At 72.1% G+C, this 26,742-nt stretch carries 23 protein-coding genes and 3 pseudogenes; 13 read left to right on the plus strand and 13 right to left on the minus strand.

The annotated features are described in order from the left end of the window. Window positions 1-350 precede the first annotated feature (350 nt). Both ACFP2V_RS12650 and ACFP2V_RS12655 read left to right on the plus strand, forming a co-directional pair. The gene (locus ACFP2V_RS12650) at window positions 351-1,520 is read left to right on the plus strand and encodes a pectinesterase family protein (protein WP_381210093.1); all 1,170 of its coding nucleotides are present in this window, start codon (window positions 351-353) and stop codon (window positions 1,518-1,520) included. Further along, window positions 1,517-2,595, plus strand: a pseudogene (locus ACFP2V_RS12655) (dienelactone hydrolase family protein). Before ACFP2V_RS12650 ends, ACFP2V_RS12655 begins: the two are co-directional and overlap by 4 nt. Window positions 2,596-2,628: 33 nt before the next feature. On the opposite strand, the pseudogene ACFP2V_RS12660 reads toward ACFP2V_RS12655, so the two are convergent. The 3 genes and pseudogenes from ACFP2V_RS12660 to ACFP2V_RS12670 all read right to left on the minus strand — a co-directional run. Further along, window positions 2,629-3,720, minus strand: a pseudogene (locus tag ACFP2V_RS12660) (glycoside hydrolase family 43 protein); the annotation flags it as partial. Window positions 3,721-3,894: 174 nt separating this feature from the next. Then, window positions 3,895-4,686 (minus strand): hypothetical protein, encoded by a 792-nt coding sequence (locus tag ACFP2V_RS12665; RefSeq protein WP_417801229.1) that lies wholly within the window; start codon window positions 4,684-4,686, stop codon window positions 3,895-3,897. Then, window positions 4,683-5,258 carry a SigE family RNA polymerase sigma factor gene (locus ACFP2V_RS12670; RefSeq protein WP_381210096.1) on the minus strand — a complete coding sequence of 192 codons (576 nt, stop codon included), beginning with the start codon at window positions 5,256-5,258 and terminating at the stop codon, window positions 4,683-4,685. Before ACFP2V_RS12670 ends, ACFP2V_RS12665 begins: the two co-directional genes overlap by 4 nt. Before the next feature lie 281 nt (window positions 5,259-5,539). On the opposite strand from ACFP2V_RS12670, the pseudogene ACFP2V_RS12675 reads away from it, so the two are divergent. Further along, window positions 5,540-5,707 (plus strand): annotated as a pseudogene (locus ACFP2V_RS12675) (NCS2 family permease); the annotation flags it as partial. A 406-nt stretch (window positions 5,708-6,113) separates the two neighbouring features. Here the strand turns inward: ACFP2V_RS12675 and ACFP2V_RS12680 are convergent. The 5 genes from ACFP2V_RS12680 to ACFP2V_RS12700 form a co-directional block, all read right to left on the minus strand. Next, window positions 6,114-6,776: a response regulator gene (locus ACFP2V_RS12680; RefSeq protein ID WP_381210099.1), complete on the minus strand. Its 663-nt coding sequence runs from the start codon at window positions 6,774-6,776 to the stop codon at window positions 6,114-6,116. Continuing rightward, window positions 6,773-8,122, minus strand: a complete 1,350-nt coding sequence (locus ACFP2V_RS12685; protein ID WP_381210379.1) for a histidine kinase — start codon at window positions 8,120-8,122, stop codon at window positions 6,773-6,775. Before ACFP2V_RS12685 ends, ACFP2V_RS12680 begins: the two co-directional genes overlap by 4 nt. A 5-nt stretch (window positions 8,123-8,127) precedes the next feature. Continuing rightward, complete coding sequence (locus ACFP2V_RS12690) at window positions 8,128-9,153, minus strand: hypothetical protein (protein WP_381210102.1); 1,026 nt, start codon at window positions 9,151-9,153, stop codon at window positions 8,128-8,130. 83 nt (window positions 9,154-9,236) lie between these two features. Beyond that, window positions 9,237-9,719 (minus strand): GNAT family N-acetyltransferase, encoded by a 483-nt coding sequence (locus tag ACFP2V_RS12695; protein WP_381210105.1) that lies wholly within the window; start codon window positions 9,717-9,719, stop codon window positions 9,237-9,239. A gap of 2 nt (window positions 9,720-9,721) precedes the next feature. Beyond that, on the minus strand, window positions 9,722-10,495 hold the full coding sequence (locus tag ACFP2V_RS12700; protein WP_381210382.1) for an IclR family transcriptional regulator: 774 nt from the start codon (window positions 10,493-10,495) through the stop codon (window positions 9,722-9,724). A 149-nt stretch (window positions 10,496-10,644) separates the two neighbouring features. Here ACFP2V_RS12700 and ACFP2V_RS12705 point away from each other — a divergent pair, with 149 nt between their 5' ends. The 5 genes from ACFP2V_RS12705 to ACFP2V_RS12725 all read left to right on the plus strand — a co-directional run bounded on the left by ACFP2V_RS12705 (window position 10,645) and on the right by ACFP2V_RS12725 (window position 15,670). Beyond that, window positions 10,645-12,174, plus strand: a complete 1,530-nt coding sequence (locus ACFP2V_RS12705) for an aldehyde dehydrogenase (NADP(+)) (RefSeq protein WP_381210108.1) — start codon at window positions 10,645-10,647, stop codon at window positions 12,172-12,174. A 90-nt stretch (window positions 12,175-12,264) separates the two neighbouring features. Then, complete coding sequence (locus ACFP2V_RS12710) at window positions 12,265-12,873, plus strand: DUF1349 domain-containing protein (RefSeq protein ID WP_381210111.1); 609 nt, start codon at window positions 12,265-12,267, stop codon at window positions 12,871-12,873. 294 nt (window positions 12,874-13,167) lie between these two features. Continuing rightward, window positions 13,168-13,692 (plus strand): GNAT family N-acetyltransferase, encoded by a 525-nt coding sequence (locus ACFP2V_RS12715; RefSeq protein ID WP_381210114.1) that lies wholly within the window; start codon window positions 13,168-13,170, stop codon window positions 13,690-13,692. A gap of 75 nt (window positions 13,693-13,767) precedes the next feature. Beyond that, window positions 13,768-14,478, plus strand: coding sequence for a DsbA family oxidoreductase (locus tag ACFP2V_RS12720; RefSeq protein ID WP_381210117.1), 711 nt, complete (start codon window positions 13,768-13,770; stop codon window positions 14,476-14,478). Window positions 14,479-14,617: 139 nt separating this feature from the next. Then, window positions 14,618-15,670, plus strand: a complete 1,053-nt coding sequence (locus ACFP2V_RS12725) for an aminotransferase class V-fold PLP-dependent enzyme (RefSeq protein WP_381210120.1) — start codon at window positions 14,618-14,620, stop codon at window positions 15,668-15,670. Window positions 15,671-15,791: 121 nt separating this feature from the next. Here the strand turns inward: ACFP2V_RS12725 and thpD are convergent, their stop codons facing one another. From thpD to ACFP2V_RS12750, 5 genes are all read right to left on the minus strand, one after another. After that, window positions 15,792-16,703 (minus strand): ectoine hydroxylase, encoded by a 912-nt coding sequence (gene thpD / locus ACFP2V_RS12730; RefSeq protein ID WP_381210123.1) that lies wholly within the window; start codon window positions 16,701-16,703, stop codon window positions 15,792-15,794. Between the two features lie 6 nt (window positions 16,704-16,709). Continuing rightward, window positions 16,710-17,108, minus strand: coding sequence for an ectoine synthase (locus ACFP2V_RS12735; protein ID WP_381210126.1), 399 nt, complete (start codon window positions 17,106-17,108; stop codon window positions 16,710-16,712). Window positions 17,109-17,269: 161 nt separating this feature from the next. Further along, the gene (gene ectB, locus ACFP2V_RS12740) at window positions 17,270-18,541 is read right to left on the minus strand and encodes a diaminobutyrate--2-oxoglutarate transaminase (protein WP_381210129.1); all 1,272 of its coding nucleotides are present in this window, start codon (window positions 18,539-18,541) and stop codon (window positions 17,270-17,272) included. Between the two features lie 88 nt (window positions 18,542-18,629). After that, the gene (gene ectA, locus ACFP2V_RS12745) at window positions 18,630-19,136 is read right to left on the minus strand and encodes a diaminobutyrate acetyltransferase (protein WP_381210131.1); all 507 of its coding nucleotides are present in this window, start codon (window positions 19,134-19,136) and stop codon (window positions 18,630-18,632) included. A gap of 905 nt (window positions 19,137-20,041) precedes the next feature. Then, the gene (locus ACFP2V_RS12750; RefSeq protein WP_381210134.1) at window positions 20,042-21,157 is read right to left on the minus strand and encodes a pyridoxal-phosphate-dependent aminotransferase family protein; all 1,116 of its coding nucleotides are present in this window, start codon (window positions 21,155-21,157) and stop codon (window positions 20,042-20,044) included. 275 nt (window positions 21,158-21,432) lie between these two features. On the opposite strand from ACFP2V_RS12750, the gene ACFP2V_RS12755 reads away from it, so the two are divergent. From ACFP2V_RS12755 to ACFP2V_RS12775, 5 genes are all read left to right on the plus strand, one after another. After that, entirely contained in the window at window positions 21,433-22,287 is an 855-nt protein-coding gene (locus tag ACFP2V_RS12755) for a transporter substrate-binding domain-containing protein (RefSeq protein WP_381210137.1), read from the plus strand. Between the two features lie 4 nt (window positions 22,288-22,291). Next, entirely contained in the window at window positions 22,292-23,125 is an 834-nt protein-coding gene (locus ACFP2V_RS12760; protein WP_381210140.1) for an amino acid ABC transporter permease, read from the plus strand. Further along, a complete protein-coding gene (locus ACFP2V_RS12765) occupies window positions 23,122-23,982 on the plus strand; it encodes an amino acid ABC transporter ATP-binding protein (protein WP_381210143.1) in 861 nt (286 codons plus the stop codon). Before ACFP2V_RS12760 ends, ACFP2V_RS12765 begins: the two co-directional genes overlap by 4 nt. Window positions 23,983-24,387: 405 nt before the next feature. Further along, on the plus strand, window positions 24,388-25,479 hold the full coding sequence (locus tag ACFP2V_RS12770; protein WP_381210146.1) for an amidohydrolase family protein: 1,092 nt from the start codon (window positions 24,388-24,390) through the stop codon (window positions 25,477-25,479). Window positions 25,480-25,729: 250 nt separating this feature from the next. Continuing rightward, the gene (locus ACFP2V_RS12775) at window positions 25,730-26,731 is read left to right on the plus strand and encodes an SCO1860 family LAETG-anchored protein (RefSeq protein WP_381210148.1); all 1,002 of its coding nucleotides are present in this window, start codon (window positions 25,730-25,732) and stop codon (window positions 26,729-26,731) included. Window positions 26,732-26,742 lie beyond the last annotated feature (11 nt).

Here is a 26,742-nt window from a genome sequence, read left to right on the forward strand (position 1 = left end):
GCACGCGCCCGCCCCGGTCCGCCTCGCCCGCTTCGCCGGGGCCCGGCTCGTCCGATCCGGACCCGTCCACCGGGGTTCGGGCCGGGTCGGTCCGACTGCGGACTCGCGCTGGCCACTGCGGTCTCGTGCTGCTCTCCCGTCCGCTGCGGTCCCGTCTCGTCCGATCCCGTCCGGCCGGGCGCCGACGGCTTGGCTCGCCTCCCCGGTCCGCTTCCCCGGTCCGCTTCCTTGGTCCGCTTCCCTGTCCCGCCTCCCCGTCCCTCTTCCCCGGCCCGCCTCCCCGTCCCGCTTTCCTGTCCCGCTTCCCCGGCCCCACCCCCGTCCCGGTCCCGTACCGAAGGAGCACCCGCATGCCCTCGCCCCACGGCCGCCCGCTGCCGTTCTCCTCGCGCACGTCCCCACCCGTCTCCCGACGGGGTCTCCTGCTTGCGGGCGCCTCGGCGGCCACCGCGACCGCCCTCGCCCTGGCCGCCGCCCCCGCCCAGGCGGCCCACGGCCCGCGCCGCCCGTTCGGCCGGTACGGTTCGCCGGCCGGTCGTCTGACCCCGGGGACCCTGTACGTCCACCCCGGCGGCGCGGGCGACTTCACCTCCGTCCAGGCGGCCGTGACCGCCACGACCGGCACCGGACGCGTCCTCGTCCTGGCCCCCGGCACCTACCGGGAGACGGTCCTTGTCGACGCCGACCGCACCGGCATGACCTGGATCGGCGCCTCGCGCGACGCCCGGGACACGGTGATCGTGTACGACAACGCGGCGGGCACCCCGAAGCCGGACGGCTCCGGCAACCACGGCACCTCCGGCTCCGCCACCACCACCGTGCGCCCCGACGGCTTCACCGCCCGCTGGATCACCTTCGCCAACGACTGGCTGCGCACCGACCTCCCCGGCACCAGCGGCACCCAGGCCGTCGCCCTCAAGGTGCAGGGCGATCGCAGCGCCTTCAGCCACTGCCGGTTCCTCGGCCACCAGGACACCCTGTACGCCGACTCGTTGTCCGTGGACACGTTCGCCCGCCAGTACTTCGCCCACTGCTACGCCGAGGGCGACGTCGACTTCGTCTTCGGCCGGGCGACCGCCGTCTTCGAGCACTGTCACTTCCGCACCCTGATCCGCCCGGACCTGACCGGCGCCCCGTACGGTTTCGTCTTCGCGCCCTCCACGGCCGGCGCCAATCCGCGCGGCTACCTCGTCACCGGGAGCACCGTCAGCAGCGAGGCACCCGACGGCTCCTACAAGCTGGCCCGCCCCTGGGTGCCCAGCTCCGACACCACCGCCCGCCCGATGCTCACCGTCCGCGACACCCACCTCGGCCCCGGCATCGACGCCGTCGCGCCCTACACCAACATGGCCGGCGGCCACCCCTGGCAGGACCAGCGCTTCGCGGAGTACCGCAACAGCGGTCCCGGCGCCGTGGTCACCGTCCCCGGGAACCGGCCCCAGCTCACCCGGGCCCAGGCCGCCGTCCACACTCCCGAGACCTACCTCGGCGACTGGCACCCCCGGCCGACCGCAAAGTGACCTCTCCCTCCGCCCCCGCCCCCGGTCCGCCCGGACTCCACCAAGTGCTCAAGGACGACCTGACGTTCCCGCTCGCCTGGGGCACCTCACCCGTCCGGGACTTCGACGCGTGGCGGCGGGCGGCCCGGGGCAAGGTCGAGGACCTGCTGGTCGTCGACGACCAGGCCGGCACACCGTACGCACCCGAGTTCGCCGCGGGCCCGGCCGGCGCCCAGGAGGACGGCTGCGCCCGCGAGTCGGTGACCCTTTCGCTCACCCGGTACGGCAGGACCCGCGGCGTGCTGCTCACCCCCCGCGGCGCCGGGCCCTTCCCGGCCGTGCTGCTCCTGCACGACCACGGCTCCCGCTTCGACATCGGCAAGGAGAAGTGTGTCCGGCCCTGGTACGACGACACCCGGCTCGCCTCCGCCGAGCAGTGGGCCGCACGGTACTTCGGCGGACGCTTCGTCGGCGACGAACTCGCCCGGCGCGGCTACGTCGTGCTCTGCCTGGACGCCCTCGGATGGGGCGAGCGGGGGCCGTTGGCGTACGAGCGGCAGCAGGAACTGGCGAGCAACCTCTTCCATCTCGGCTCCTCGCTCGCCGGACTCCACGCCCGCGAGGACCAGCGCGCCGCCGCCTTCCTGGCCGGCCTCGACCGGGTGGACGCCCGCCGGGTGGCCGCCCTGGGCTTCTCCATGGGCGGCTACCGGGCCTGGCAGGTGGCCGCGCTCAGCGACCACATAGCGGCCGCGGCGAGCGTGTGCTGGATGACCGGCCTGAAGGACATGATGGTGCCCGGCAACAACACGCTGCGCGGGCAGTCGGCGTTCCACATGCTCCACCCCGGCCTCACCCGGCACCTGGACATCCCCGACGTGGCGAGCATCGCCGCACCCCGGCCGATGCTGTTCTTCCACGGCGGGCTCGATCCGCTGTTCCCCGCCGACGGGGTGCGGACCGCCTACGACAAGCTGCGTGCCGTGTGGAGCTCGCAGGACGCCGGCTGCGGCTGAAGACGTGGCCGGACCGCGGCCACGTCTTCGACGACGCGATGCAGGACGAGGTCCACACCTGGCTCGCCTCCGTGCTGTGACGGCGGCCGGCCGGGCGGCCCAGGCCTCTACTACGGGTACGCGGCCGCCAGCCGGTCGTACTCCGCCCGCGTCACCGGGATCACCGTGCCGTGCCGGGGACTGGCGGGCAGCCGGTAGGTGGTGGACGGGGTCCAGCGTCCCGAGGCGAGGTCGGTCGTCTCGAAGGGGAGATAGCCCCGGCCGCCGTACTCGTCGATGAACAGGTACCACTTCTCCTCGGTGTTGGACTTGAACACCGTCGGACCCTCGCCCCGGCTCATCGCTCCGCCGCCGATGCAGTCGGCGACGAAGGTGTACGACGTCGAGGTCAGGTCCGCCGACCTCTCCCCGGTGATGAACTTCGAGCACGGGGAGCCGGAGGACGGGTCGCGCTCGTCCTTGGTGTAGCGGTAGTAGGTGCCCCGGTGCTCGATCACCGTGGAGTCGATCACCGAGTAGCCGGGGTCGTTCCACACCTTCGGCCCACTGAAGGTGCGGAAGTCCCGCGTGGTGGCGTAGAGGATCCTGTTGTACGTCGACCCGGTGTGCCCGGGGTCGTCGGCCGCGTACAGCTTCGAGGCCCAGAAGACGACGTACGCCTTCCGCGACTCGTCCCAGTAGGCCTCGGGTGCCCAGGTGTTGCCGGCGGTGTCGGGGGAGACCTGCACCAGGCGCTGGTCGGTCCAGTTCACCAGGTCGGTGGATTCCCACACCATGATCGACTTGCTGCCGTGCCGCTGGACCTCGTCCCAGCCGCCGCTGCTGTTCCGGTACATCCTGAGGTCGGTGGCGATGAGGAAGAACCGGTTGCCCTCGGGGGAGCGGATCACGAACGGATCGCGCAGCCCCTTCTCGCCGGTCGTGGAGGTCAGCACCGGCTGCCCGCCGTTCAGTTCGCGCCAGCTCAGCGCGTTGTTGCCGCGGCTGAGGGCATAGCGGATCTGCTCGCCGTCGGCGGTGCCCTCGCCGGTGAAGTAGGCGAAGAGGTACCCGGCGTACCGCGGGGCGCTCGGGGCGGCCCCGGGGGACCCGGCATGGTTCAAGGGCGCGGTTCCCGGGTGCGCGGTGCCCGGCGGCGCGGCGAGCAGGGCGAGGAGGAGGGCGAGGAACGGGACCAGAAGCGTGCGGGCGGCAGGGCGACGCATGACACTTCCTGTGGGGGGGCTGACGGATTCTGTTGGGTGGGATGCCCTCGGAGTGTCGCCAGCGGGAGCCGGAGGGTCAACGGGGCGGTGGGAGCCGAAAGTTTCGGGGTGCTGCCCGCCGGTTGGGTGGGCCGGGCCGGCGGGCCGGTCAGCAGCCGGGCAGGCCGGCTCCGGTTACGGACCCGAACCCCCGCTGCCCCCCACGTCGTTGACGTCCCCCGTGGTGAATCCGCCGTCCACGGAGAGCTGTTCGGCTCCCGTGGTGGCAGCCGTCGCCGTGTAGGTGTCCTTCCGCGCGTCGCGGCCGCCGCGCGCATGGTCGTACTGGCCGGCGAACACCCAATCGCCCGGCGGGACCGTGCGGCCCTTCCTGAGCGTCCAGGTGTAGACGAGGAACCCGCCCCGCTCGCTCACCGTGAGACCGAAGTCCTCCTCGGGCAGCGACCGCCAGGCGCCCGTCGACGAGACCCCGCCGGTCTGTGCGACGCGCAGCCGCACGGTCAGCGCGGTCAGCCGTTCGCCGGTGCGCAGGGTGACATCGCTCTGCGCCCAGAACTCGTTGCTGTGCGGGTTCACCGCACCGTCCGCCCCCAGCGGGCCGTCCCCGGAGCCGGCGGGCGGCCGCAACGCGTCGGGCACGTCCGGCGCCGGCGACGAGGACAGTGCGGGGGCCGTCGTCGGGGAGACCGCCACCTGGTGCTGCGGGGGAGTCCGGGCGTCCTTCACCGCGGATGCCGCCGTGTAACCACCCGCCACGAGCACCCCGGCCACCGCGGCCGTCGCGCCCACCACCCGGACCCAGCCCGGCTCCCGGGGACGCGCCGCCCGGCGGACCGGCCGGTCCGGCCCGGCCATGTCACGCTCCACCCGGGCCAGCATGCGCTCCCGGTCGGGCCGGTGCACCCCGGCCGCCTCCCGCAGCCGGGCGTGCACCTCCTCGGGCGCATCGTCCCGCCGCATCGTCACCGGTCCGCTCCCAGGGCAGCCTCGCCCCACGCGGCATGCGCCGCGTGCACCCGTCGTGGCACCTCGGGCGTCGACGTGCCCAGCAGTCGCTGCAGTTCGGCCATCCCCTTCGAGGTCTGGCTCTTCACGGTACCCACCGAGACACCCAGGGCCAGCGCGGTGTCCTTCTCCGACAGGTCGAAGGCGTGCCGCAGCACCACACACGCCCGCTTGCGGAACGGCAGCCGGCGCAACGCCTCCCGCACATCCACCACCCCCGCGACATCCGGGTTCTCGACCCGCTCCTCGCGCTGCGACCAGAACAAGGCGATCCGGCGCCGCTCGCGCACCGCGCTGCGTATACGGGTGCGGGCCAGATTGGCGACCACGCCCCGCGCGTACGCCGCCGGATGGTCGGCGGCACGCACCCGGTCCCAGCGGTGCCACAACGCGAGCAGGGCGTCCGCCGCCAGGTCGTCGGCGGTGTCCGCCTCGCCCGTCAGCAGGACGGCCAGCCGCGACAGTTCGGCGTAGTGACGCTCGAAGAAGGCATGGAACTCCGCGGCAGCACTGCCGTCCACGACGGTGCCCACGGGCAACCACCTCCCCTCGCGGCGGACCCCGGACGCCCAAGGGCGTCAACTCGGGTGCGTACAGGCTTCGTTCGGATCCCATGCGGATCGTACGGAGGGTCGAGCGCCGTGTGGCCCGTCGGCATGCGATTCCGTAACAAGGAGAACACCCGAACGTGCTTCGGCGCGGGCACAATCCAGCCAGCATCCGCACACGGATCAGTCAGGCCTCGACGATCACCCGTGATCGCCGGCAATCACTCAGGCATCGAGGAGAGTTCGCCACGTCCGACTCGCAACAGGTGGCCGACAAACCGGACCCCCGGCCCCCCGCGGGGAACAGCGTCGACCGGTTCTTCAGGATATCGGCGCGCGGGTCCACCGTCGGCCGGGAGATACGCGGTGGTTTCGCCACGTTCTTCACCATGGCCTACATCCTCGTCCTCAACCCGCTGATCCTCGGCACTGCTCCTGGTGTACTTCGTGATCGACCCGATCGAGCAGATCCTGGGCGTGGGGCAGGGCGGATGACGGGGTGTCCGGTCCGGCAGCACGGCCGGGCCCGGCGCCGGCAGAAAGGAGGCTGTTGGCGAATCCGGCGGACCCGGGGCATGAGTCCGCCGACTGTGACACTTTCCGGGAATGTGTCACAGTCGCGGCCGGAGCACCCGGCTCCGGTGGTACGGGCTCGCGGAGCCCGGAACGCCGGGCCGAATTGACCAGCAGCGTCCGACAGAAAGGTGACGGGCCGCCCCGGGGGGATGGGGCGGCCCGTCACCTGTTCAGACGGCTGTTCGGCCGGAAAGGTTCAGCGCCCTGACGAACGGGGCGCCGGGAACCGGATGCCGGGCAACCGGGCGTTCGGCAGTGCGCTGTTCAGGAACCGCGGAGGAAGCCCGACTCGTAGGCCGCGATGACGGCCTGGGTGCGGTCCCGGGCGCCGGTCTTCGCCAGGACCTGTGCCACATGGGTCTTCACCGTGGCGGGGCCGACCTCCAGCAGCCCGGCGATCTCCGCGTTGGTCCGCCCGGCCGCCATGTGCCGCAGCACCTCGCTCTCCCGTCCGGTCAGCCTGGCCACCCAGGGCGGCGGCGTACGGGACGCACGCGTGTGCTCGGCGGCGAGCGCGCGCACCGCCTCCGGGAACAGCAGGGTGTCGCTGCGCGCCACCAGTCGGACCGCACCCACCAGCGCCTCGGCCTCCGCCCGCTTGAGCAGGAACCCGGCGGCTCCGACGCGCAGCGCGTCGTACACGTAGGAGTCGTTCTCGAAGGTGGTGACGACGACCACCCGGGGCGGGTCGTCGAGGCCGGCGAGGATCTGCTCGGTGGCGCGGATGCCGTCGATCTCCGGCATCCGTACGTCCATGAGGACGACGTCGGGCCGGTGCTCCCGCACCACCGACACGGCCTGCGCGCCGGTGGCCGCCTCGCCCACCACCTCCAGATCCGGTTCGGCGGAGAGGATGGCCCGCAGGGCGGTGCGCACCATGCGCTCGTCGTCGGCGAGAACGACACGGATCGGGGCGGGGCCGGTCATGGGGTGTCCTCGGGCTCGGTCGGCGGTCCGGGAGGGCCGAGTGCGGTGCGTCCCGGGTGGGACGGCCCGCGGGTCATGCCGTCATCCTGCAAAGGGAGTTCCACGTGCAGCCGCCAGGTGTCGTTCTCCGGGCCGGCCTCGGTGGTGCCGCCCAGCAGGCGGGTCCGGTCCCGGATGCCGCGCAGACCGTGGCCGCCGCCGGGGCGGGTGGCGGCGGCCGGGCGGACGGTCGCCACGGAGGTGCCGTGCGGGTTCTCGACGGTGATCGTCAGACGGCCGTCGCGGACCTCGACGCACAGCGTCACGGCGACCCCCTCACCGGCGTGTCTGAGGACGTTGCCCAGCCCTTCCTGCACGATGCGGTACGCCTCCCGGGAGACCATCGCCGGCAGCGCGTGGAGCCGTGTCCCGATCGTGGCCGTCACCTTCAGCCCGCTCGCCCGGATACCGCGCAGCAGGTCGTCGAGGCCGGTGGCGAGGGTGGGCGAGGGCATGCCGCCCCGGTCCTCGTCGTTGCGCAACACACCCAGCACGGCGTCGAGTTCGCCCACGGTGCGGCGCGTGGTGTCCTCGATGGCGGCCAGGGCGTCCCGGACGAACTCCGGGTCGGTGTCCAGGACCCGGCGCGCCGCGCTCGCCTGAAGCGTGACCGCGCTCAACGCGTGTCCCACCGAGTCGTGCAGCTCACGGGCCAGCCGGTTGCGGACGGCGAGGTCGGCGGCGCGCGCCTCGGCGGCGGCGAGCCGGTCCTCGGGAGTGGGGCCGAGCAGCGCCGGCGCCCAGCGGGCCAGCAGCACGCCGCAGCCGGCCACGCAGCCTGCCAGCGCCAGGAGCGATGTCACGCCGGCGACCGGCGAGAGCGCCAACGCCCAGGTGGAGTCCAGGACTTCCGGCAGACCGAGCGGGTAGTCGCGCAGCCCCGCGAAGAGCGGCAGCACGATCAGCGCGACGGCGAACGGCGGCACCGTCAGCGACATCCCGGCGATGATCCCGCCCAGCCCCAGATGCACCGTGTACCAGACCGCCGTACGGCCCTTCGCGGCGCGGGTGCGGGCGGGCCCGTCGGCGAGCCGGGCGGCGTCCACCCCGCACAGCCAGCGCACGGCGGCGGTCTCCAGCGGCCGGGTCAGCGGAAACAGGGAGGTGACGGCGGCGAGCGGCAGGCCGACGGCGAACGAGGCGAGCTGGAGGGTGGGAGACGAGAAGACGTCGGTGGTGCTGGTCAGAGGACTGATGACGACCGAGCCGACGAGGACGTACGGCATCGCGAGCGCGCCGCCCAGGATCAGGTGGATCCAGCGCAGGCGCGCCCGCCGGCCGAAGAGCAGGCCCGGGACGCCGCTCACGCCGCTCACGCCGCCCGCCGCGTGGCCCCGGCCGACCGTTCCGCGAAGTGGTGGGCGCCGATGGCTGCCACCAGGATGCCGACGATCATCTGGCCAGAGTAGGTGAGATGCATCAGTGCGGTCGGCTGGTCGGCGATGTCGTCCCCGGCCCCGATGGAGGCCACCGACATCCAGCCGCCCCAGCAGGCCACGGCGGCGGAGCCCACCCAGGTCAGACCCAGCGGCACCGCCACGGGCAGCACCCGGCCCCACCGGAAGGCGAGCATCAGACCGCCGGCGACGGCAGCGGCGAGGAACCCGATGTAGACGGCCTCCAGGACGTAGAAGTCGCTGCCGCGCTCCGCCGCCCGGCCCTCGCTGAGCCCGGCCGTGCCGCCGCCCACCCACCACAGACGGGCGGCCAGCGGGAACAGGGCGAGCAGGGCGGCCGCCCCGGCAAGGGCCCGCTGCGCGGCTCCGACGTTCCCGGCGGGCAGTTCCCGCACCCGGCCGCGCCACAGGTGCCCCCAGCGGTCACGGGCGTAGAGGACGAACAGGGCTCCGAGGGCGAGCCCCTGCAGGATGAACCCGGTGTAGACGACGCCGAACACCCACTCCTCCAGGAAGGGATCGCCGCTCCCCGCCGTGCCGCTGCCGCCACCCGCCAGCCGGGCCAGGAGCTGCAACGGGAACGCGGCCATGATCGGGGCGAGCAGCCCGGTGGCGGCCCACACGGGGAACGCCAGCAGCCAGGCCGGGGTCCGCAGACCCCAGGGCCGGGTCAGGACCAGGGCCAGCACGATCACCGCGCTGTCCATCAGCAGGGACAGGCCGTTGACCACGGCCGTCTGCACGCGGTGGTCCAGCAGCACGCTGCCGTCCGGGATGCCGGCCCGACTCCCCGCGACCCAGGCGGTCTTGAGCCCGATGTACGGCACACAGGAGACGACGGCGAGCGCGCGCAGCAGCCGACGGGGACGGCTGACGGCGGCCGGGGAGGCGGCGGGAACGGTGACGGGGGCGGTGGCTGAGGAGATGTGTGTCCGTGGCATGTCCTCAGACTCCCGCGGCACCCCGCGCGGCCACGTCCCGCGCGGTGATGATCCGTCTCCGCCGGGCGGGGGAGGGACAGGGGTCAGCCGGCCGACCTGAGGACGAGTTCGTCGATCTCGGCGCCGCGCGCGGGCGCGTACCCGGTCTCCCGCGCGACGACCCGGAAGCCGCACTTCTCCAGGACCCGCAGCGACCTCGTGTTGTCCGCGGCCACGCGCGCGTGCAGCGGGCGCTCGGTCACCTCGGCCAGCAGGGCGCGCAGGGCGGCGCCGGCGATGCCCCTGCCCCAGTACGCGCGGTCGACCCAGTAGGTCACCTCGCGCTCGCCCGGCGCCCCGTACACCGCCGCGTGGCCCACCACGTCGCCGTCGCACAGCACCGTGCGCACGACGATGTCCGGCGCGGTGCGGACACGCGCCCAGTGGGCCTCGAACGCCCCCCGGTCGGCCGGGTCCTCGGCGGTGAAGGCCGCCATGCGCAGCGCCTCCGGGTCGTTCGACTGCCGGTAGAAGACCGGCAGATCGCTGTCGTGCACCGCGCGCAGCGCGATCTCCTGGCCGGTCACGGTCAGAGCCTCCGGGTGGCCAGCGTCAGCCGGTCGCGCGCGTCGAACAGGGCGTCCTTGACCATCTGCTCGTGCGCGGGGGTGAGCCGGGCGACCGGCACCGAGCAGCTGATCGCGTCCCGCGCGGGGGTGCGGTACGGGATCGCCACCCCGAAGCAGCGCAGCCCCAGTGTGTTCTCCTCGCGGTCCACCGCGAAGCCCTGCTCCCGCACCTGGTGCAGCTCCTCGATGAGCTTCTCCCGGTCGGTGATCGTGTGCTCGGTGAGGGCGGGCAGCGCCTGAGGGAGCATCTTGCGCACCTGCTCGTCCGTGTACGTGCTCAGCAGCGCCTTGCCGAGCGACGTCGAGTGCGCGGGCAGCCGGCGGCCGACCCGGGTGAACGGGCGCAGATAGTGCTGCGACTGCCGGGTGGCCAGGTACACCACGTTGGTGCCGTCGAGCCGGGCGAGGTGGATCGTCTCCGTGGTGTCGTCCGACAGCCGGTCCAGCGTGGGCCGGGCCGCCGCCACGACCTCGTCCCCGTCGATGTACGACGTGCCCACGAGCAGCGCCCGCACGCCGATGCCGTACCGCGTGCCCGTCGAGTCCGTCTCCACCCAGCCGAGGTCGACGAGGGTGCGCAGCAGCATGTAGAGACTCGACTTGGGGTAGCCGACGGCCTCCTGGACCGCCGCCAGAGAATGCATGCCGGGGCGCCCGGCGAAGTACTCGAGCAGTTCAACGGTCCGCACCGCGGATTTGACCTGCGCGCCGCCGCCCGTCTCGCCAGCCGACATGCCCTTGACCCTTCGTTCGACGAGAGCTGAAGTTATAGTCTCCAACAGCATATTCATCACCAGAGACAGCGTTCAGTATATCGAACACTCCTGGTGGGTGACGTACATACTGCGGCATTGCAAGCGGCAGTCAAGCGGAGGGACTCGCGGTGGCAGCAGCACCAGTCTGGAGTGTCGACCCCCGAACCGGGAAGCAGCGGGAACAGGTTGCGGTGGAGGCCACGGCCGAGGAGGTCGACGCCACCGTCCGGGCCGCCCACGAGGCGCGGGGCGCGCTGGCCGACCGCACCCTCCGCTCGGCCTTCCTGCGCTCGGCCGCCGACGAACTCGAGGCCGCCAAGAGCACGCTCGTCGAGGTCGCCGATGCCGAGACCGCGCTCGGACCGGTCCGCCTCACCGGCGAACTCGCCCGCACCTGCTACCAGTTGCGCGCCTTCGCCGACCTCGTCGACGAGGGGGCCTTCCTCGACGTCGTCATCAACCACCCCGACGACACCGCGACCCCGCCCATCCCGGACCTGCGCCGCTACAAGGTCCCGCTGGGCGTCGTCGCCGTCTACTCGGCTTCCAACTTCCCCTTCGCCTTCTCCGTCCCCGGCGGCGACACCGCGAGCGCCCTCGCGGCCGGCTGCCCCGTGGTCGTCAAGGCCCACCCCGACCACCCCGGCCTGTCCGAGCTGGTCGCCAAGGTGCTGCGCCGGGCGGCCGTCCCGCACGGCATCCCCGAGGGCGTGCTCGGCCTGGTGCACGGCTTCGAGGCCGGCGTCGAGCTGGTCCGGCACCCGCTGGTCGCGGCGGCCGGCTTCACCGGCTCGGTACGCGGCGGCCGGGCCCTCTTCGACGCGGCGGCCGCCCGCCCGGTCCCGATCCCCTTCCACGGCGAGCTGGGCTCCCTGAACCCGGTCCTCGTCACGGAGGCCGCCGCCGCCGAGCGCGCCGAGGCGATCGGCGCCGGGCTCGCCGGTTCGATGACGCTCGGCGTCGGCCAGTTCTGCGTGAAGCCGGGTCTCGTCCTCGCCCCGGCGGGTGCGGCAGGCGACCGTCTGGTCAAGTCCCTGACCGACGCCGTCAGCGACACCGACGCCGGTGTCCTGCTCGACCACCGCATGCGCGACAACTTCGTCGCCGGGGTCGCCGAGCGGGCTCAGCTGCCCGACGTGGAGTCCCCGGTGACGCCGGGCGCGGGCGGCGAGCACACCGTCAGCGCCGGCTTCCTCACCGTCCCGGCGAGCAGGCTCGCCGCGGAAGGCGAGCACGACCTTCTCCTGGAGGAGTGCTTCGGCCCGGTCACCGTCGTGGTCCGCTACGAGGACGACGCGGAGGCCCGCTCCGTCCTCTCCCGCCTCCCCGGCAACCTCACCGCCACCGTCCACCTCTCCGAGGAGGAGGGCGCGGGGCAGGGCCGGGGCGCGGAGATCTTCGGCGAGCTGACCCCGCTCGCCGGCCGGGTGCTCGTCAACGCCTGGCCGACCGGTGTCGCGGTCGCCCCGGCCCAGCACCACGGCGGCCCCTACCCGGCGACGACCTCCACCTCCACCTCGGTCGGCGGCACCGCCGTCGAGCGCTGGCTGCGCCCCGTCGCCTACCAGAACAGCCCACAAGCCCTCCTGCCGCCGGAGCTGCGGGACGACAACCCGCTCGGGCTGCCGCGCCGGTTCAACGGCCACCTGGAGCGCTGACCGCGCACGGCAGAGCAGGGGCACGGGGCCCGTCCGGCACGATCCGCCGGACGGGCCCCGCGCGAGCGGGGGACCTGCGAGACTCCTCCCATGGACGTGGAACTTCCCCAACTGCCCTTTCCCCTACGTACCTACGGTCCCGACGGGCACTGGTCCCACGAGGACGGCGTCCTCACCGGCTGGGCCGGACCGCGCCAGGACCGCTTCGTACCGCCCACCGGGGAGGCCCTGGACCCCGCCGCCGACGCACCCCGGTTGCTGGGCGCCCCCGAGGGCGACTTCCAGCTGATCGCCCGGGTCACGGTCGGCTTCTCCGCAGCCTTCGACGCCGGGGTGCTCTACGTCCACACCGGCGAGCGGAACTGGGCCAAGCTGTGCCTGGAGTACTCCCCGGACGTGCCCACCGTCTGCACGGTCGTCACCCGGGGCCACTCCGACGACGCCAACTCCTTCACGGTGGAGGGCAGTTCCGCGTGGCTGAGGGTCAGCCGCACCGGCCGCGCCTTCGCCTTCCACGCCTCCCGCGACGGCAAGCGCTGGACCTTCGTCCGCCTCTTCACCCTCGACGCGGAGAAGGAGTCCGGAGCCGCCCTGGTCGGTTTCATGACCCAGTCCCCGATGGGCGAGGGCTGCGTGGTCACCTACGACCACATCGAGTTCCGGCCGGCCTGGCCACAGGACCTGCGCGACGGCAGCTAGGGGGTGTTTCGAAAGTCCTGTGCGGTGCTCGCGGTGCTCGGTGCGTGCTCTCGGCGTGCCGGACGAAAGCCCTCGTACTGGACGTACTTGGGCTTTCGGCCGGTGCGGCGAAGGGGGTACCTCCCTGCTCGAGCGAAGCCGAGAGCTTGGGGGCGCGTGCCGGGTGCCGTGGGCGCTGTGCGGGACTTTCGAAACACCCCCTAAGGGGGGCCGGTGCGGCGGAGCCCCGTGGTCCTGGCGGGGAACCGCCACCCGCCAGGGGCCGCCGTCCCGGCCGCGCACCTCCCGAGTCGCATGACCACAACGCAGTCGCATGACCACAACGCACCGGACCGCGGATTCCCCGGTGATCAGGGCCGCCCTCGCGGCCGAGGCCGCCGAGGTTGCCGCGCTGCACCTCGGGCCCGCTCCACGTACTACCCGGGCGGCCTCCCCGACGACGGCACCGACCGGCCGGCCGTCCGGCGGGAGGCGATCGCGCGCCCCGACGGGCGGGTGCTGGGCGCGGTGCGGGACGGGCGCCAGGCCGGCCCCGCCTCCTTCCGCACCCCGCGGGACGCTCCCGCCGACACGGTCAAGCTGTTCCGGTTCCGCGTCGCCCCCGGCCGCTGGCGCACCGGGATCGGCACGGCCCTGCACACCGCCTGCGTCGAGGAACGGCGGGCGGACGGCCTGCGCACCGCCGTACTCGACGTGCACGTCGACAACCGGCGGCCCCGGACCTTCTACGCCCGCCGGGGCCGGGCCCCCGACCCGGCACATCCGCCCGCCCCCGACAACCACCCCCTGTACCTGCGCTTCGCGGTGCCCGGGGAATGAACCGCACCGGTTGAAGGTTCACGCAGCCGGCGGAGGGAGTCTCCGCGCCCGTACGAGTGGGAGAGTGCCTCAACGATGCGTGTCGAGATCTGGTCGGACATCGCCTGCCCCTGGTGCTACGTGGGCAAGGCCCGCTTCGAGAAGGCACTCAGCGAGTTCCCGCACCGGGACGCCGTCGAGGTGGTGCACCGCTCCTTCGAGCTGGACCCGGGCCGGGCCAAGGGCGACATCCAGCCCGTGCTCTCGATGCTCACCAAGAAGTACGGCATGAGCCAGGCGCAGGCCGAGGCCGGCGAGGACAACCTGGGCGCCCAGGCCGCCGCCGAAGGGCTGCCGTACCGCACCCGGGGCCGGGACCACGGCGGTACCTTCGACATGCACCGCCTGCTGCACTTCGCCCGCGAGGAGGGCCGCCAGGTGGAGCTGCTCGACCTGCTCTACAAGGCGAACTTCGCCGAGGAGCGGTCCGTCTTCGGCGACGACGAGCGCCTTCTCGACCTCGCCACCGCCGCCGGCCTCGACACCGACGCCGCCCGCGCGGTCCTCGCCGACCCGGAGGCGTACGCCGCCGAGGTGCGCGAGGACCAGCGGGAGGCCGCGGAACTCGGCGCGCGGGGCGTGCCCTTCTTCGTCCTCGACCGCACGTACGGCGTCTCCGGCGCCCAGCCCGCCGAGGTGTTCACCCAGGCACTGACCCAGGCCTGGGGCGAGCGCCCGGCCCTGAAGACCGTCGACGGTGACGCGGAGGCCTGCGGCCCCGACGGCTGCGCGGTGCCGCAGACCTGAACAGGCCGGGCCGAAGCCGCCGAGCCGAACCCTTCGCCCGCTCTTTCCGCAGGTCAGGGTGTATCCATAAGGGATCCTTGGCGATATCGCGCAGAACAAGCCAATGGACGGGGAGAAGCCGGGGCCGCAGAGTGGTCCCATGGAGACCTTCGAGCATCTCGTCCGTGCCGAGTTCACCCCGAAGAACACCTTCCTGAACACCGCCGCCAACGCTCTCCTGCCCACCCGTACCGTCACCGCTCTCGAGGACGCCGTGCGGCTGAGGGCCGAGGGCGGTCCGCTGGATCCGCTGTACGACGACGTCGAGGCGAGCCGGGCCGCGTACGCCCGGCTGGCCGGCGTCCCCGTCGAGCGCGTGGCGGTCGGGGCCACCGTCGCCCTGTACACCGGGCTGATCGCGGCCTCCCTGCCACCGGGCGCCGAGGTGCTCACCGTGGAGAACGACTTCGCCTCGGTGCTCAACCCGTTCCACATCCGCGGCGACCTCAAGGTGCGGGCCGTGCCGCTGGAGCGGCTCGCCGAGTCCGTCGGCCCGGACACCGCCCTCGTCGCCGTCAGCGCCGTGCAGTCCGCCGACGGCCGGATCGCCGATCTGCCCGCGCTGCGCGAGGCGGCCCGGGAGCACGGCGCCCGCACCTACGTCGATCTCTCCCAGGCGATCGGCTGGCTGCCGGTCGACGCCGGCGCCTTCGACTACTCCGTCGCCATCGTCTACAAATGGCTGCTGGGCCCGCACGGCGGAGCCTTCCTGACCGTACCGGAGGACTTCGGCGACCTGGTCCCCGTACAGGCAGGGTGGGCCGCGGCGGAGAAGCCCTGGGACAGCTGTTACGGGCCCGTCGCCGAACTCGCCCACTCCGCACGCCGGTTCGACGTGAGCCCCGCCCTCTTCACCTACGCGGGGCTGCGGACCTCCCTCGAACTCGTCGAGGAGATCGGGGTGGACGCCGTCCACGCCCATGACGTCGCCCTCGCCGACCGCTTCCGCGCCGGGCTCGTCGCGCTGGACCACGAGCCCGTGCCCTCGCCCGGCTCGGCCATCGTGTCCGTGCCGGGACTGGGCCGTCTCCAACCGGAGTTGAGCAGGGCGGGCTTCGCCCTGTCCGACCGGGCCGGCCATCTGCGGGCGTCGTTCCACCTCTACAACACCCCGACCGACGTGGACCGGCTGCTGGACGCGCTGCCCGGCTGAGTCACCCGCGTCCACCGGGTCCCACCCGGCCGCGGACACGGCCGCGGGCCGGTGCCCCCGTCCCACAGGAGGAGGCCCGGCCCGCAGTCATGCTCACGCCGACACGTTCACGCCGACGTGGTCACCTCACCGGAGTGAAGTCCCGCGCCCCGATGTAGTCGGGCCGCCGGATCGGCGCCGCGAACGGCTCCACGGCCGTGTTCTCGACGCTGTTGAACACGATGAACACGTTGCTGCGCGGGAACGGCGTGATGTTGTCCCCGGAGCCGTGCATGCAGTTGCAGTCGAACCAGGTCGCCGAGCCGGCCTTGCCGGTGAACAGCTTGATGCCGTACTCGGACGCCAGCGAGGTCAGCCCCTCGTCGGAGGGCGTACCCGCGTCCTGCATCTGCAGCGACTTCTTGTAGTTGTCCTTCGGTGTGGCCCCCGCACAGCCGAGGAACGTCTTGTGCGACCCCGGCATGATCATGAGCCCGCCGTTGGTGTCGAAGTTCTCGGTGAGCGCGATCGACACCGACACCGCCCGCATCCGCGGCAGACCGTCCTCGGCGTGCCAGGTCTCGAAGTCCGAGTGCCAGTAGAAGCCACTGGCCCCGAAGCCCGGCTTGACGTTGATCCGCGACTGGTGGACGTACACGTCGGAACCGAGGATCTGCCGGGCCCGGCCGACGACACGCTCGTCGCGCACCAGCCGCGCGAACACCTCGCTGATCCGGTGGACCTCGAAGACCGACCGGATCTCCTTGGACTGCGGCTCGACGATCGACCGGTCGTCGGCCCGGACCGCCGGGTCGGAGACCAGCCGGTTCAGTTCGTCCCGGTAGACGGCGACCTCGTCGTCGGTGATCAGCTGATCGACGGCGAGGAAACCGTCACGCTCGAACGACCCCAGGTCGGCCGGAGCGATCGGGCCGGGTGCGTCGGGGGCACCCCAGACGACCGGGTCCTGCCGAGGGGTGAGCACCTCGGCGTTGCCCCGGGTGGGATAGAGGTCGGGGACGTGAGTCTGGGGGCCGGCGGTAGCTGTGGTCATGGAACCTCACACCTCCTCGGTGAGCAGCGGGTATACGCCGTTCTCGTCGTGGTCCTCCCGTCCGGTCACGGGCGGGTTGAAGACGCAGATGCAGCGGAAGTCCTTCTTCACCCGCAGCGTGTGCTTCTCGTGCCCGTCGAGGAGGTACATCGTCCCGGGCGTGATCGTGTGCGTCAGCCCGGAGTCGTGGTCGGTGAGTTCTGCCTCTCCTTCCACGCAGACGACGGCCTCGATGTGGTTCGCGTACCACATCGATGTCTCCGTACCGGCATACAGGATGGTCTCGTGCACGGAGAAGCCGACGTTCTCCTTGGCGAGGACGATGCGCTTGCTCTCCCAAGTACCGGACGCGGACTTCACGTGCCGGTCGGTACCTTCGATCTCCTTGAAGGAACGGACAATCACGGTGTTGCGATGCCTCCTCGGTGGTGGTGCTGGTGGTGCCCGCGGGCCGTCCGGGTCACGGGCCGAGGCCTGGGACCAGGACGGTTCAGCAGACGGTTCAGGGGGTCCACCCTGTTCGGGTGGCCCGGACGGGACCGGAGTGTTCCGGTGGTCCGGACGGTTCAGGCGGTCTCGCGGACGGCGCGGGCCAGCGTGCTCAGCCCCTCGTCCAGCTCCTCCGGGGTGATGGTCAAGGCCGGAAGAAGTTTGACGACCTCGCCCTCCGGGCCGGACGTCTCGATCAGCAGCCCGAGTTCGAAGGCGCGCGCGGCGATGCGCCCGGCCCGCGCCTTGTCGTGGAACTCCATGCCCCATACGAGCCCGCGACCGCGGTACTCCTTCACGGCTGCGCGGTTCTCCTCGGCGATGGCGGCCATCGCCTGCTCGACCTGCTCGCCGCGCGCGCGGGTCTGCTTCTCCATCGCCGACCCGTCGGCCCAGTACGCCTCCAGGGCGGCGGTCGCCGTGACGAAGGCCGGGTTGTTGCCGCGGAAGGTGCCGTTGTGCTCGCCCGGCTCCCAGACGTCCAGTTCGGGCTTGAACAGGCACAGCGACATCGGCAGTCCGTAGCCGCTGATCGACTTGGACACGGTGACGATGTCGGGTGTGATGCCGGCCTCCTCGAAGGAGAAGAAGGCGCCGGTGCGGCCGCAGCCCATCTGGATGTCGTCGACGATCAGCAGCATGTCCTGGCGTTCGCACAGCTCGGCCAGGGCGCGCAGCCACTCGGGCCGGGCGACGTTGATGCCGCCCTCGCCCTGCACCGTCTCGACGATCACGGCGGCGGGCTTGTTGAGGCCGGAGCCCTGGTCCTCCAGGAGTCGCTCGAACCACAGGAAGTCCGGGATCTTGCCGTCGAAGTAGTTGTCGAACGGCATCGGCGTGCCGTGCACCAGCGGGATGCCCGCCCCGGCGCGTTTGAAGGCGTTGCCGGTCACGGCGAGCGAGCCCAGCGACATGCCGTGGAAGGCGTTGGTGAACGAGACGATCGCCTCGCGGCCCTTCACCTTCCGGGCCAGCTTCAGCGCCGACTCCACGGCGTTGGTGCCGGTCGGGCCCGGGAACATGACCTTGTACGGCAGGTCGCGCGGGCGCAGGATCCAGTTCTGGAAGGACTCCAGGAACGCGCGTTTGGCGGTGGTCGACATGTCGAGCCCGTGCGTGACGCCGTCCCGCTCCACATAGTCGATCAGCGCCCGTTTCAGTACGGGGTTGTTGTGGCCGTAGTTGAGTGAGCCGGCTCCGGCGAAGAAGTCGAGGTACTCATGGCCGTCCTCGTCGTACATGCGGCTGCCGTGCGCGCGGTCGAACACGGTGGGCCAGCCACGGCAGTAACTGCGCACCTCGGACTCGAGGGTCTCGAAGACGCTCAGATCGGGCTGGGTGATGGTCACGACGAATCGCTCCTCGGTGGCGTGGGAAGTCAGAGGGAGTCCGGGACCGGCGGAGTGACGCACGGGTCCGTGTGCGTGGGGCCGGTGGTCAGGGGGAGAGGGGACCGATGCGGTACAGCACCTCGGGGTCGTGCGGTCCGTCGGGGAACTGCTCCGCCTCGAACAGCACCTCGCGCTCCAGCCGGGCCCCGTGGCGTTCGGCGAACGCGGTGAACAGGCGTTCGGACGCGGTGTTCCCCGGTGTGATGGTGGTCTCCACGGTGGTCACTCCGTGTTCCGCTGTGGTCCGTGCGGCCAGACCGTCGAGCAGAGCGGCGGCCAGGCCCCGGCCGCGGTGCGTCTCGTCCACCGCGACCTGCCAGACAAGCAGGGTGTGCGGGCTGTCCGGCCGTACGTAGCCGGTGACGAAGCCGATCGGCTCCCCGCCGGCGTCACGTGCGACGGCGGATGTGGCGGCGAAGTCCCGGCACCACAGGAGATAGCTGTACGACGAGTTCAGGTCGAGGGTTTTCGAATCCCTTGCTATCCGCCACAGCGCGGCTCCGTCCGCCAGGGCGGGGCGGTCGATTTGCGGGTCTGCTTGTGCGGCAGTCATGTGAATGGAACTTACCCAGGTAAATTCGAAATTGCATCGGCTGCCGGGGTTACCTGAGTGGCTCGTCTATGTTATCGCGCGAGCGTGAAGCCGCAAGCGGAAGCTTGGTGGAATGCCCCGGTTTCAGCAGGATTTAAGGCGCGAATCAGGCAGCCTGTGGAGCTGGTCACAAGTCCATAACACCCGCGATGATGTCCTGGATGCCCTGCTTTCGGTCTGCGGAAAATCGATGCGTTTAAGGTCGGGGGAAGGGGGCAGAAGAACACGGGAAGCTACCCTGGAAGGTAATATTGAAATAAGCGTGAAAATGGCGGGCAGGAATACCCGTGAAAGGCTTCCGATAATCCAATGAATTTGTGCCGGGGTCCTCGCGTTCCGGCCGGTCGCGCGATTGTCGCGCTGCGGTGTCGCGTCAATGCGCTCCGAAATGGTCCCGGCGCTGACTGTTACGGTCGCGCACGCCCCGGCCAGGTGCACGAGTGCCCGGCGCAGTCCGGCCTCGGCCCGAGAGCGGCCCGCCCGCGATCTGCCCGACGTCGTCCGGCTTCCGCTCCGTGGCTTCCGCTCCGCGCGCGGTTCCGCTCGCGCTCGGCCTCCCTGCGCCGGATTTCGAGCGCCCCGTCGACCCCGCGCGGCACCCACGGCACATCCGCTCGGGGCGGCGTCAAGGAGGCCCCGAACCTCCGCACATCCGCGTGGGGGAGTGCGGGGCGTGCGGGGTCGTCCTCGATCGGGACATCAACGCGGCGGTCGACGTCGCCCGGGCTGCCGGACCGGCGGTATCGGCCTGTGGAGCGCGGGCGGGACCGGGACTCGTCCCGGCACGGCGCGAAGGAACGGGAACCCACCGAGACGGTCGGCCGACCGTGGTGGGGATCCCCGCTCTTCAGGGCAGGGAGCGGAAGTCAACGCCAGCCGTTGTCGGCCGCTCGCAGGGCCCCCTGCACATCCACCGGCAGGCCCTGTTCCGCCAGCGCCGTGCCCAGGGCCGTCAGGCCCGCCCGGACCACGCCCCGGGTCGCGTCGGGACCGTAGTGGTTGACGCGGATCATCTCCTTCGCCAGTGCCCCGCCCCCCGCCGCCAGCGGCAGCGCCGGGTCCACGGCCAGGGCACGGGCCACCAGCTCGGCGGCCACCGTGCCCGACGGAACCCGCAGGGTCGTGGCGACCGGGGCCGCGTCCGCCGCGTCGTGGACGTACGGCTCCAGGCCGCCGCCCAGCGCGAGCGCACCCGCCCGGGTCGCCGCCGCGGCCGCCGCGTGCCGGGCCGTCACCGCCTCCAGGCCCACCGCCTCGATGCGCTCCACGCACGCCTCCAGCGCCAGCATCTCCAGCTGCGCCGGCGCGTGCGGCAGCGCCGTGCGGCCCCCGTCGATCCAGCGCTGCTTCCAGTCCAGCAGGGACAGGTACGAGCTTCGCGGTGCCCGCGGGTTCGCCGCCATCCGGGCCCACGCCCGCTCGCTCACCGACACCGCCGACACGCCGGCCGGGCCGCCCATCGCCTTCTGCGCCCCGATCACGCACAGGTCCACGCCCCACGCGTCCGGCAGCACCGGCTCCGCCCCGATCGACGCCACCGCGTCGAGATAGAACAGCGCCCCGTGCGCCCGCACGGCCTCGCCGATCTCCGCGACCGGGTTGGTGTTGCCGGTGGCCGCCTCCGCGTGCACCAGGGAGACGAAGTCGATCTCCGGGTGCGCGGCGAAGGCCTCGTGGATCTGCCCGGCCGTGACCGCCGTGTGGAACGGCACCGCCAAGTCGATCACGGTGGCGCCGCAGTCCCGCAGCCAGTCGCCGAAGGTCTGCCCGTACGGGCCCGTGACGACGTTCAGCGCGGTCGTGCCGGGGCCGGCGGTCGCGCGGATCGCGCCCTCCAGTGGAAGCAGCGCCTCGCCCTGCATGATCACGACGTCCTGCGTGGTGCGCAGCAGCCGCGCCACACGGTCCTCGATCGAGGCGAAGCGCGCGGCGCTCAGCGGGGCCAGACCGAGGAAGGGATGGGTGCTCACGGCGGTGCTCACAGCGTTGCTCTCCAGTTCACGGCTCTACGGCGCCACGGGGCGCGAGGCACGGGGCGCGGTTTCGACGGAGTCGAGCGTATCCGGCCCCGGCAGCCTCGGTCCGGCCCCTCGGTAACCCCGCTCCGGTCCCCCCGGCAACCCCGGTCCGCACCCGGCAACCCCCGTCCGACGCGCGGTTCTTAGGTCGGACGGCGTCGCAGCCATCGGTTTGGTTTGAGGAACCCAAACTTTTCCTTATAATCGGAACTTCGTTTGTTCCCTATCAGGAGGCCTCAGTGAAGACGCTCCTCGGCCGCAGGACCCGCGTTCTGGCCGCCACCACCGCGACGGCCGGGCTGGTGCTCCTGTCCGCCTGCACCTCCAGCGACGACGGGGAGGGGGGCGCCTCCAAGACCGCGGCCGGCGGCGTCGAACTCGCCAAGGCGGGGCGGCTCACCACGTGCACCCACCTCCCGTACCCGCCGTTCCAGTCGGAGATCGACGGCAAGGTGCAGGGCTTCGACGTGGCCCTGATCGACCTGGTCGCCGACGACCTCGGTGTGAAGCAGGCGATCCTCGACACGCCGTTCGAGAACTTCAAGACCGGGGCCTTCCTCAACTCCGGCGAGTGCGACCTGGCCGCGGCCGGTATGACCATCACCGAGGAGCGGAAGAAGAACGTCGACTTCTCGGACCCGTACTTCAACGCCACCCAGGCCGTCCTCGTCGACAAGAAGGCCGGCGTGACCTCGCTGGCCGACATGAAGTCGAAGGGCCTCAAGCTCGGCGCCCAGGCACAGACCACCGGCGAGGACCACGTCACGAAGCAGGGCTTCGACCCGGTCTCCTTCGAGTCCTCCGACGCCGTCCTCAACGGCCTGCGCACCGGCCAGGTCAAGGCCGTCGTCATCGACTTCCCGGTGGTGCAGGGCTGGCTGAAGGACAAGGCCACCGCCGACGCCTTCGAGGTCGTCGACAACCTCGACACCGGCGAGCAGTACGGCTTCACGGTGAAGAAGGGCAACACCGCGCTGCAGAAGGCCATCAACAAGGCGCTCTCGGACGCCAAGGCCGACGGCACGTACAAGAAGCTGTACGAGCAGTGGATCGGCCCGTACGACGCGTCCGCCGCCTCACCGTCCGCCGCCTGATCCGATGGCCGACACGAAGGTGCCACCGGAGCTGAGGAAGAAGGGCCTGACCCGGAGCCGGAAGCGCCGTCTGTCGCGCGGCGCCCAGTACGTCGTCTTCGTCGCCGCCGTGGCCGCCTTCGCGGCCTCGGCGGACTGGGGCAGGCTGAAGAACCAGTTCGCCCAGCTCGACATCGCCGAGCGGATGTTCCCGGACATCATCACCCTGGCGCTGAAGAACACCGTGCTCTACACGGTGACCGGCTTCGCCGTCGGGCTCGCACTCGGCATGGTCATCGCGCTGATGCGGCTGTCGTCGGTCGGCCCGTACCGCTGGCTGGCGGGCATCTACATCGAGATCTTCCGTGGCCTGCCCGCCCTGCTGATCTTCATCTTCATCGGCGTGGCCGTGCCGCTCGCCTTCCCCGGCACGGAGATCATCGGCGGCACCTACGGGAAGGTCGCCCTCGCGCTCGGCCTGGTGGCCGCCGCCTACATGGCCGAGACGATCCGCGCGGGCATCCAGGCGGTGCCCAAGGGGCAGATGGAGGCGGCCCGGTCGCTGGGCTTCTCGCCCGCTCGGGCCATGGTCTCGATCATCATCCCGCAGGCCTTCCGAGTCATCCTGCCGCCGCTCACCAACGAACTCGTCCTGCTCTTCAAGGACTCCTCGCTGGTGCTGTTCCTCGGCGTCACCCTGGAGGAGCGCGAACTGTCCAAGTACGGCCGCGACCTGGCCAGCCAGACCGCCAACTCCACCCCGATCCTGGTGGCCGGCCTGTGCTACCTGCTGATCACCATTCCGCTCGGCTTCGTCGTACGCCGTATGGAGGCCAAGGCCCAGGAGGCCGTCAAATGAGCCGATCGGACAAGCAGCCGGACAAGCAGCCGGGCAGGCAGCCTGGCGAACAGCCGGAGACCCCGCCCGGGAATCCGGAGATCCGGGTCAGCGGGCTGCACAAGTCGTTCGGCAGCAACGAGGTGCTGCGCGGCATCGACCTGGAGATTCGCCAGGGCGAGGTCGTCTGCGTGATCGGGCCGTCCGGCTCGGGCAAGTCGACTCTGCTCCGGTGCGTGAACCTGCTCGAGGAGCCGACCAAGGGCCAGGTGTACGTCGGCGGTACGGAACTCACCGACCCGGACGTCGACATCGACGCGGCCCGCCGCCGGATCGGCATGGTCTTCCAGCAGTTCAACCTGTTCCCGCACCTCACCGTCACCGAGAACCTCACCCTGCCGCAGCGCCGGGTACTGAAGCGGGGCAAGGCGGAGGCAGCCCGGACCGCCGCCGCGAACCTGGAGCGGGTCGGCCTCGCGGAGAAGGCGGGCGCCTACCCGTCCTCCCTCTCCGGCGGCCAGCAGCAGCGCGTCGCCATCGCCCGCGCGCTGGCCATGGGCCCCGAGGTGATGCTGTTCGACGAGCCGACCTCGGCGCTCGACCCCGAGCTGGTCGGCGACGTGCTGGCGGTGATGCGGATGCTGGCCGGCGAGGGCATGACGATGATGGTCGTCACCCACGAGATGACCTTCGCCCGCGAGGTCGCCGACCGGGTCGTCTTCATGGACGGCGGGGTGATCGTCGAGGACGGCAGCCCCGAGCAGGTCATCGGCGCCCCGCGGCACGAACGCACCCGGCACTTCCTCTCCCGGCTCCTCGACCCCGCCATGGCGGACGTGGAGGAGGAGACCTCGGACCAGGTGGGCAAGTCCGGCTAGGGGGTGTTTCGAAAGTCCTGTGCGGTGTCCGCGGTGCTCGGTGCGTGCTCTCGGCGTGCCGGACGAAAGCCCTCGTACTGGACGTACTTGGGCTTTCGGCCGGTGCGGCGAGAGTGCGTGCCGGGTGCCGTGGGCGCTGTGCGGGACTTCCGAAACACCCCCTAGCGGCTCACCTGGTCTCCTTCGGGCGGGTGAAGGCCCTGCCGCGCGTTGCGGGAACCAGGCGTGCACACCGTGCCGATCGACAGCCAGGACGGCATACCCGGGCGTTGCCCGACGAACCGGGCGGGTTCCGTCCCGGCTGGCGTGGAGGGAGCAGGACCTCGCAGGTCGCTGACCTGCGGGACTTCCTGAGCCAGGAATCCCCCTGCTTCAGCCGGGGGAGGGTTCAATAAAGTGCCGTGCATGAGCGAACGCGCGGTGCTGCATGTGAAGGGGCGGATCCTCGTGGGGCCCGACGAGGTCCGCGACGAGCTGTGGGTCGTCGACGGCCGGATCTCCTACGACCGCCCCGCCGGCGCCCGCGACGTGACGACCGCCGAGGGCTGGGTGCTGCCAGGACTGGTCGACGCCCACTGCCATGTGGGCCTCGACCGGCACGGAGCGGTCCCCGACGACGTCGCCGAGAAGCAGGCGCTCACCGACCGCGACGCCGGCGCCCTGCTGCTGCGGGACGCCGGCTCGCCGTCCGACACCCGCTGGACCGACGCCCGCGACGATCTCCCGAAGATCGTCCGGGCCGGCCGGCACATCGCCCGCACCCGTCGCTACATCCGCGGCTACGCCTGGGAGATCGAACCGGACGACCTCGTCGCGTACGTGGCCCAGGAGGCCCGGCGCGGCGACGGCTGGGTGAAGCTCGTCGGCGACTGGATCGACCGTGACCTCGGCGACCTGTCGGCCTGCTGGCCGCGCGGCGCCGTCGAGGCGGCGATCGCCGAGGCGCACCGGCTGGGCGCCCGCGTCACCGCGCACTGCTTCGCCGAGGACTCCCTGCGGGACCTGGTCGAGGCCGGCATCGACTGCGTCGAGCACGCGACGGGCCTGACCGACGACACCATCCCGCTGTTCGCCGAACGGGGTGTGGCGATCGTCCCGACCCTCGTCAACATCGCCACCTTCCCGGACCTCGCCGACGGCGGCGAGTCCAGGTTCCCGCGCTGGTCGGCCCATATGCGCCGGCTCCACGAGCGCCGCTACGACACCGTGCGCTCCGCCTACGACGCCGGCATCCCCGTCTTCGTCGGTACGGACGCCGGAGGCACCCTCCCGCACGGACTCGCGGCGGCCGAGGTCGCCGAACTCGTCACCGCCGGCATCCCGCCCGTCGACGCCCTCGCGGCCGGCACCTGGGCGGCCCGCTCATGGCTCGGACGCCCAGGCCTGGACGAGGGCGCCCCGGCCGACCTCGTCGTCTACGCCTCCGACCCGCGCGCCGACGTACGGGTGCTGGCGGAGCCGCGCCGGGTGGTACTGAACGGGCGCGTGGTCGCGTAGGGACGACACGGCGCGGAGGACACGGCGCGGAGGACACGGCGCGGAGGACACGGTTCGGTGGTCGAAACCCGCCCACCGTGTGGCACTCGGGCGACGGAGGGGAACGGCCGTACCCCCGAGGCCCTCGGAAATCGAATAGATCGGCGGACTCGCCACGAAGGAGTGAAGTGTCGTCGGATTGCTGACGTCCCCCTCCGGACGCGGTCATTCTTTCCGGGTCCCACCCACGTCTCATGGGGGTCCCACCACCTTGAACAGCACCAACTTCCGCATGCCCGCACGCCGTTGGGCCGTCGTCGCCACGGCCACCGTCCTTGCCGCAGGTCCCGCGGCGCTGGCCGGAGCGGGCATGGCGCAGGCCACCGGGGAACACGGCAGCGCGAGCGCGGCCGTCCTGCGCACCGGGCTCGACGTCGCCCTGCTCGACAAGACCGTGAACGTCCCGCTCACCGTCTCCCTCAACGAGGTCCACGCGCCGCAGAGCGCGCGCAGGACCGCCCTCACCGCGGACCTGGAGGGCGTCGACAAGGGCAAGCCCTTCAGCGTGCTGCGCGCGGAGGTGGCCGACGCGAAGGCGACGGTCGAGGGGAGCAGGGCCGAGTCCTCCACCACCCTCACCAAGGCCCGGGTCCATCTGCCCGGGCTCCCCCTGCTGTCGCTCATCGAGCTCGAGACGGTCACCTCCAAGGCCGTCTGCGAGACCGGCCGCACCCCGCTCGCCTCGGCCACCCTGCCCGGCACGGTGACGGTGCTCGGCAAACGCGTCAAGCTGACCGCCTCCGGCCCCACCGAGGTCAAGGTGCCGGGCGTCGGCGAGGTCCGCCTGGACCTCTCGAAGACGGAGACCACCTCCCGTACGGCCGCCGCCACCGCACTGCGGCTCAAGGTCTCCGTCAACCCGCTGAAGCTGAACGTCGCCGAGGTCAACGGCACCGTCACCCTCGCCGAGGCCACGTGCGAGGCCCCGGGCGCCGACGCGGCCCCCGCACCCGCCGCTCCCGGCGAGCAGCAGGAGCCGGAGCAGCGGCAGGAGGAGGAGCGGGCCGACGCGGGCGCACCCCCGGCCGACAGCGACAGCGACGCCGACGTCAAGCCCCAGGGCGCACGGGCCGAACAGGCGGCACCGGCCCAGGCGGACCTGGCCGAGACGGGTGGCGACTCGACGACCCCGTACGTCGCGGGCGGCGCCCTCGCCCTCCTCGCGGCGGGCGGCGCGGCGGTCCTGCTGTCCCGCAGGGGGCGCCGCACCTGACACCGGCGCGT

The sequence above is a fragment of the Streptomyces incanus genome (genome assembly GCF_042656345.1).
GTDB classification, from domain to species: Bacteria; Actinomycetota; Actinomycetes; order Streptomycetales; family Streptomycetaceae; genus Streptomyces; species Streptomyces incanus.

Excerpts from the sequence above, each read along its gene's own strand:
- ACFP2V_RS12650 (WP_381210093.1), top strand. The coding sequence starts at position 351 with ATGCCCTCGCCCCACGGCCGCCCGCTGCCGTTCTCCTCGCGCACGTCC.
- ACFP2V_RS12680 (WP_381210099.1), bottom strand. The coding sequence starts at position 6,776 with ATGACCGGCCCCGCCCCGATCCGTGTCGTTCTCGCCGACGACGAGCGC.
- ACFP2V_RS12690 (WP_381210102.1), bottom strand. The coding sequence starts at position 9,153 with ATGCCACGGACACACATCTCCTCAGCCACCGCCCCCGTCACCGTTCCC.
- ACFP2V_RS12700 (WP_381210382.1), bottom strand. The coding sequence starts at position 10,495 with ATGTCGGCTGGCGAGACGGGCGGCGGCGCGCAGGTCAAATCCGCGGTG.
- ACFP2V_RS12710 (WP_381210111.1), top strand. The coding sequence starts at position 12,265 with ATGGACGTGGAACTTCCCCAACTGCCCTTTCCCCTACGTACCTACGGT.
- ACFP2V_RS12715 (WP_381210114.1), top strand. The coding sequence starts at position 13,168 with ATGACCACAACGCAGTCGCATGACCACAACGCACCGGACCGCGGATTC.
- ACFP2V_RS12720 (WP_381210117.1), top strand. The coding sequence starts at position 13,768 with ATGCGTGTCGAGATCTGGTCGGACATCGCCTGCCCCTGGTGCTACGTG.
- ACFP2V_RS12725 (WP_381210120.1), top strand. The coding sequence starts at position 14,618 with ATGGAGACCTTCGAGCATCTCGTCCGTGCCGAGTTCACCCCGAAGAAC.
- thpD (WP_381210123.1), bottom strand. The coding sequence starts at position 16,703 with ATGACCACAGCTACCGCCGGCCCCCAGACTCACGTCCCCGACCTCTAT.
- ectA (WP_381210131.1), bottom strand. The coding sequence starts at position 19,136 with ATGACTGCCGCACAAGCAGACCCGCAAATCGACCGCCCCGCCCTGGCG.
- ACFP2V_RS12760 (WP_381210140.1), top strand. The coding sequence starts at position 22,292 with ATGGCCGACACGAAGGTGCCACCGGAGCTGAGGAAGAAGGGCCTGACC.
- ACFP2V_RS12765 (WP_381210143.1), top strand. The coding sequence starts at position 23,122 with ATGAGCCGATCGGACAAGCAGCCGGACAAGCAGCCGGGCAGGCAGCCT.
- ACFP2V_RS12770 (WP_381210146.1), top strand. The coding sequence starts at position 24,388 with ATGAGCGAACGCGCGGTGCTGCATGTGAAGGGGCGGATCCTCGTGGGG.